The organism is Streptosporangium sp. NPDC049078 (assembly GCF_040648855.1).
Classification (GTDB): Bacteria; Actinomycetota; Actinomycetes; order Streptosporangiales; family Streptosporangiaceae; genus Streptosporangium.
The window spans coordinates 121072-127554 of record NZ_JBEZEL010000025.1 but is presented as its reverse complement, the minus strand read 5'-3'; the positions used below and the strand labels follow the sequence as shown (position 1 = coordinate 127554).

Annotated in this window: 4 protein-coding genes; all 4 read right to left on the bottom strand. The window is 65.9% G+C overall.

Annotated elements, in window-relative coordinates; all coding sequences use genetic code 11:
- Nucleotides 1-380: 380 nt before the first annotated feature.
- Nucleotides 381-2957, bottom strand: a complete 2577-nt coding sequence (locus tag AB0B90_RS34985; protein ID WP_350949524.1) for a valine--tRNA ligase — start codon at nucleotides 2955-2957, stop codon at nucleotides 381-383.
- Between the two features lie 344 nt (nucleotides 2958-3301).
- The gene (gene clpX / locus AB0B90_RS34980) at nucleotides 3302-4582 is read right to left on the bottom strand and encodes an ATP-dependent Clp protease ATP-binding subunit ClpX (protein WP_350949523.1); all 1281 of its coding nucleotides are present in this window, start codon (nucleotides 4580-4582) and stop codon (nucleotides 3302-3304) included.
- Nucleotides 4583-4774: 192 nt separating this feature from the next.
- A complete protein-coding gene (locus AB0B90_RS34975) occupies nucleotides 4775-5419 on the bottom strand; it encodes an ATP-dependent Clp protease proteolytic subunit (RefSeq protein WP_350949522.1) in 645 nt (214 codons plus the stop codon).
- Between the two features lie 11 nt (nucleotides 5420-5430).
- A complete protein-coding gene (locus AB0B90_RS34970; RefSeq protein WP_344896003.1) occupies nucleotides 5431-6024 on the bottom strand; it encodes an ATP-dependent Clp protease proteolytic subunit in 594 nt (197 codons plus the stop codon).
- Between the last annotated feature and the right edge of the window lie 459 nt (nucleotides 6025-6483).

Here is a 6483-nt window from a genome sequence, read left to right as displayed (position 1 = left end):
CGGATTTTCCGACCCTCGACTCGAACCCGCCGAACCCGCTAGGATTGCGACCACCCCGTTTCCAGGGCAACCCCTCTAACTTACTCCAACATCCGATCGTTGTCCAATCACTCGGACACATCCGGTTTGTCGAGATTTTCAGAGAGGGAGTGCAGGACGCTGCCCTGCATGAAGAACTCTAGCAGCCCCCTAGGGCTGCGATGACCAACTTTCCGGTAAGAACTAGGTCTTCCCTGGGACACCAACTCCCAAACACGAGAACCCGGGGTCAAGAGACCCCGGGTTCTCGTCAAGACAGCTGCCTGTCCTGGACACTCATCGGGTCGAGTTCCCGATCACCAGGTCGACCCGAGTCCCTGCCACGAACTCCCCTCAGCCGGTCAGCCAGCCGGAAGCGCCGCCAGCTGGGCGAGCAGTCGTTCGATGTCCTGATCCGCCTGCGCGGCACGGGAGCGCACCTTGGTCACCACGTCGTCGGGTGCCTTGGCCATGAACTGCTCGTTGCCGAGCTTGGCGGCGACCTGGGCCGCCTCCTTGCGCGCTGCCGCGAGGTCCTTCTCCAGCCGCTTACGCTCGGCGGCCACGTCGATCGTCCCCGCCGTGTCGATCTCCACGGCGATTCCGGCCACATCGAGACTGGCGGTCGCGGCGAACGACTCGGACGGCTGGTCGAGCCGGAGCAGAGACCTGATCGCCCCTTCGTGAGGCACGAGTGCCGTACCCGCGAGAGAGAGCCTCGCAGCGACCCTCTGGCCAGGCTTGAGCCCCTGGTCGGAACGGAATCTGCGCACCTCGGTGATCAATCCCTGCACGGCGAGGATCTCTTCCTCCGCCGAGGGGTCGCGCAACGAGTCCTGAACCGTCGGCCAGGGTGCGACGACGATCGACTCACGCCCGGTGACCGCACGCCACAGTTCCTCGGTGACGAACGGCACCAGAGGGTGGAGCAACCGGAGCAGCGCGTCGAAGACATGACCCAGCACGAGCCGGGTGTGCTCCTGGCCGGAAGCGATCTGGATCTTGGCGAGCTCCACGTACCAGTCACAGACCTCGTCCCAGGCGAAGTGGTACAGCAGGTCTGAGATCTTGGCGAACTCGAAGTTTTCGAACGCGGTGTCCACCGACGCGACGACCTCCTGGAGCCTGGAAAGGATCCAGCGGTCGGCGGCCGTCAGCTTCTCGATCGGGAGCTCACCCGTCACGGCGCCGTTCATCAACGCGAAGCGGGTGGCGTTCCAGATCTTGTTGCAGAAGTTGCGCGAACCCCCGGCCCATTCCTCGCTGATCGCCACGTCGGAGCCGGGGTTGGCACCGCGCAGCAGCGTGAAGCGGGTGGCATCGGCACCGAAGCGCTCGACCCAGTCGAGCGGGTCGACGACGTTGCCGAACGACTTCGACATCTTCTTTCCGTACTGGTCACGGACCATGCCATGCAGTGCCACGGTCCGGAACGGCGGCTCGCCGTCCATGGCGTAGATGCCGAACATCATCATCCGGGCCACCCAGAAGAACAGGATGTCGTAGCCGGTCACCAGGACGGAGGTCGGGTAGAACTTCGCCAGTTCCGGCGTCTTGTCCGGCCAGCCGAGAGTGGAGAACGGCCAGAGCCCCGAGGAGAACCAGGTGTCGAGGACATCGGGGTCCTGGACATAACCCTCGGGCGCCTGCTCGTCAGGGCCGACACAGACGACCTCGCCGTCCGGGCCGTACCAGACCGGGATACGGTGCCCCCACCACAACTGCCGGGAGATGCACCAGTCGTGCATGTCGTCGACCCAGTCGAAGTAGCGCTTGGCCAGCTCCGGCGGGTGGATCTTCGTCCGGCCGTCACGGACCGCGTCGCCGGCCGCCTTGGCCAGGGGCGAGACGTTGACGAACCACTGGAGCGAGAGCCGGGGCTCGATCACGGTCTTGCAGCGCGAGCAGTGCCCGACCGAGTGGAGGTAGGGGCGCTTCTCCGCGACGATCCTTCCATCCGCGCGGAGCGCAGCCACCACCGCGGGCCTGGCCTCGAAGCGATCGAGCCCCTGGAACGGGCCGTGTGCGGTGACCACCCCACGCTCGTCCATGACCGCCAAGGACGGCAGCGAGTGGCGTCGCCCGATCTCGAAGTCATTCGGGTCGTGCGCCGGGGTGACCTTGACCGCTCCCGTACCGAAGGCCGGGTCGACGTGCTCGTCGGCGACGATCGGGATGCGACGACCGGTGAGCGGCAGCTCCACCTCGCGGCCGATCAGGTGCGCGTAGCGCTCGTCGGAGGGGTGCACCGCCACAGCGGTGTCGCCGAGCATCGTCTCGGCCCGGGTGGTGGCGACCACGATGGAGTCGTCGCCGTCGCCGTAGCGGATCGAGACGAGCTCGCCCTCGTCCTCGCTGTGCTCGACCTCGATGTCCGACAGCGCGGTCAGGCAGCGCGGGCACCAGTTGATGATGCGCTCGGCACGGTAGATGAGCCCGTCGTCGAAAAGCTTCTTGAAGATCGTCTGCACTGCGCGGGAGAGACCTGGGTCCATGGTGAAGCGCTCGCGCGACCAGTCGACACCGTCGCCGAGCTTCTTCATCTGGCCGAGGATCCGGCCACCGGACTCCTCCTTCCACTGCCAGACGCGCTCGACGAACGCCTCACGGCCGAGGTCGTGCCGGGACAGACCGTTCTTTGCGATCTCGCGCTCGACGACGTTCTGGGTCGCGATGCCCGCGTGGTCCATGCCGGGCAGCCAGAGCGTCTCCTGGCCGCGCATGCGAGCGCGGCGGGTCAGCGCGTCCTGGATGGAGTGGTCGAGGGCGTGGCCGATGTGCAGGACACCGGTCACGTTCGGCGGAGGCAGGACGATGCTGTACGGCTCGCGCTCGCTGCTCGGGTCGGCGGTGAAGTGTCCCTCCGATACCCAGCGCTCGTAGCTCCGGGTCTCCACGTCGGCGGGTGCGTACTGGGTGGGCAGCTCTGGCGTCGTCACGATGCCCAAGTCTAGGGATGTCCGCGTGTCCCCCGTCCCACGGACCGTCCTATGGATCGCTTCTCCTGTGACTTCTTCCGGCGAACGAGATGCTCCCCTCCCCGTTGCAGGCCGACGAACACCGAGCGGACACCGGCGGATACGAAGCAGGCACCCGCGGGCTCCGGCGAACAGGTGACCAGGATCGGCGGATACCCGCGGATACGAAGCAGGGGCGGAGAGGGACATCGGCGGCCTCAACCGGATACGTCGCGGGAGTCGGTCAGCCGGAAACAGGCGGTGCCCCCGCGGGAGAATCCACGGGGGCACCACTCGTGCGAGCATGGAGCGGCTCGCGCGGACTTCTACGCCGACTTCTCCCGCGGCGGCCGCTGCTGCTTGTTGAGCTGGTCGCGCGGGACGAGCGTGGGATTGACGTGCTCCAGAACCGACTCGCGGGTGATCACCACTCGCGCCACGTCCTGCCGCGAGGGCACCTCGTACATCACCGAGAGGAGAACCTCCTCCAGGATCGCCCGCAGGCCGCGGGCGCCGGTGCCTCGGAGGATCGCCTGATCGGCGATGGCCTCCAGCGCGTCGTCGGTGAATTCGAGCTCGACGTTGTCCAGCTCGAACAGCCGGCGGTACTGCTTGACGAGGGCGTTACGCGGCTCGGTGAGGATCTGGATGAGCGCCTCACGGTCGAGGTTGTGGACACTCGTGATCACCGGAAGCCGGCCGACGAACTCGGGGATCATGCCGAACTTCAGCAGGTCCTCGGGCATGACGTTCTCGAAGATGTCGGCGCTGTCGATGTCCTCCTTGGAGCGGATGATCGCGTTGAAACCGATCCCCTTGCGGCCGACCCGGGACTCGATGATCTTTTCGAGACCGGCGAAGGCCCCACCACAGATGAACAGCACGTTGGTGGTGTCGATCTGGATGAACTCCTGGTGCGGATGCTTACGTCCGCCCTGTGGCGGCACGCTCGCGGTCGTGCCCTCCAGGATCTTCAGCAGGGCCTGCTGCACGCCCTCGCCGGAGACGTCCCTGGTGATCGACGGATTTTCGCTCTTACGAGCGATCTTGTCGACCTCGTCGATGTAGATGATGCCGGTCTCGGCCTTCTTGACGTCGTAGTCGGCGGCCTGGATCAGCTTGAGCAGTATGTTCTCGACGTCCTCGCCCACGTAGCCCGCCTCCGTCAGGGCGGTGGCGTCGGCGATGGCGAACGGAACGTTCAGCATCTTCGCCAACGTCTGGGCGAGCAGTGTCTTGCCGGAACCGGTGGGGCCCAGGAGCAGGATGTTGGACTTGGACAGCTCAATGCCGTCGTCACGCCCGCGCTCGCCGGACTGCACCCGCTTGTAGTGGTTGTAGACCGCCACGGAGAGAGCCTTCTTCGCCTGGTCCTGACCGATGACGTAGGCGTCGAGGAATTCGTAGATCTCCCTCGGCTTGGGAAGGCTGTCCCACTTGAGCTCAGAGGACTCGCTGAGCTCCTCCTCGATGATCTCGTTGCAGAGGTCGATGCACTCGTCGCAGATGTATACGCCGGGTCCGGCGATGAGCTTCTTGACTTGCTTCTGACTCTTTCCACAGAAAGAGCACTTCAGCAGGTCTCCCCCGTCGCCGATGCGTGCCACCCCAGATACTCCTTTGCGTGGGACCGCCCTGGCTACCGCGGTCCGTTTCTTCCGACCGGCCCGATACCCGATCGAAAAGTCATCCCGCTTAGGTTTCGACGTTACCGTCTTCTGAGCCCTCAGTGAGCCCCCTAGCGGCGAGTCGCACCGGAACGTGCCTGATTCGGCACGGTTCCGGTGCGATATGCCTCGTTAGGAGGCTACGGCCTTCGCGAGTTTCTTGCGGGACGGGATGATGTCGTCGATCAGCCCGTACTCCTTCGCCTCGACGGCGTCGAGGATCTTGTCCCGCTCGATGTCCTTGCGGACCGCCTCCGGCGCCCTGCCCGAGTGCTGAGCGATGATCATCTCCATCTGCGAGCGCATCCTGAGGATCTCGCGCGCCTGGATCTCGATGTCGCTTCCCTGGCCGCCGCCCTCGGTGGACGGCTGGTGGATCAGCATGCGGGCGTTCGGCAGGGCGAAGCGCTTGCCCGGCGTGCCGCCGGCCAGCAGGACCGCCGCCGCCGAGGCCGCCTGGCCCAGGCAGACCGTCTGGATCTCCGGCCGGACGAACTGCATCGTGTCGTAGATCGCCGTCATGGCGGTGAACGAACCGCCCGGCGAGTTGATGTAGATGCTGATGTCGCGGTCGGGGTCGAGCGACTCCAGGGTCAGCAACTGCGCCATGACGTCGTTGGCTGACGCGTCGTCCACCTGCACGCCGAGGAAGATGATGCGGTCCTCGAAGAGCTTGGCGTACGGGTTCATCTCCCGCATGCCGTAGGACGTGCGCTCGGTGAAGGACGGAAGAACGTAGCGGCCGTTGATGTCTCCCGGCCGGATCAACTCACTCACCTTGTGCCCCTTCAGGAGACGGCGCCCGTGGAGGGCACCTGCCGAGCGCTGCGCACGACCTGGTCGATGAAGCCGTAGTCCTTGGCCTCCTCGGCCGTGAACCAGCGGTCGCGGTCGGAGTCGGCCTCGATCTGCTCGAGATTCTGGCCGGTGTGGAACGCGATGCGCTCGGCGAGGGTCTTCTTGACGTAGAGCATCTGCTCCGCCTGGATGGCGATGTCGGCGGCGGTGCCGCCGATACCGCCGGAAGGCTGGTGCATCATGATGCGGGCGTGCGGCAGGGCGTATCGCTTGCCCCGCTCGCCGGCGCACAGAAGGAACTGGCCCATGGAGGCGGCCAGACCCATCGCGACCGTGCACACATCGTTAGGCACATATTCCATCATGTCGTAAATCGCCATACCAGCGGTCACGGAACCGCCTGGCGAGTTGATGTAGAGCCAGATATCGCGCTCTGAGTCGTCCGCGGCGAGCAGGAGCAGCTCGGCGCAGATCCGGTTGGCGATCTCGTCGTTGACCTGGGTGCCCAGCACGATGATGCGCTCACGCAGCAGCCGCTGGTAGAGCTGGTCTTCGAGCCTGAACGAGCCGGTCGGCTGGCTCATCGACTCGGGCCCGGAGCCGGTCGGCTGGTAGAAGGTCGGCGGGCTGGTCACAGCGTCACCTTCCGATGCGTCGTAATCGATTGGCTTTGCTTGTGACCTTAACGCGCGCCACCTACCGGACATGCCTCCTCAACGCACTGTTCGCTGACGGCGCATGCTGCCCGCCGCCTCCCCACCACGTCCGCGGCTCCCCTGTCGTGCATCCCTGCGAGGGCTGAGAGGCCGGAGCCTCCACGGCGTGTCGCCGCTCGCCGGAGAGGCTGAAGGTGGGCATGCGCAGGAAGGCGTGCGACAGGTTGGGGCCACGAGATCCCTCAACGGCTCTCAGAGGGCCCAGGAGCCCTCGAAGCTCTGGGGCAGAGCAGAAGGCCGGGGAGATTCCGGAGACCTCCAGGCGTCGCCCTGCGGCCCGCGCACCCTCACCCGGGGACTAAGACGCCCCCGCCACGCGGAGCGCGG

Excerpts from the sequence above, each read along its gene's own strand:
- AB0B90_RS34970 (WP_344896003.1), bottom strand. The coding sequence starts at position 6,024 with ATGAGCCAGCCGACCGGCTCGTTCAGGCTCGAAGACCAGCTCTACCAG.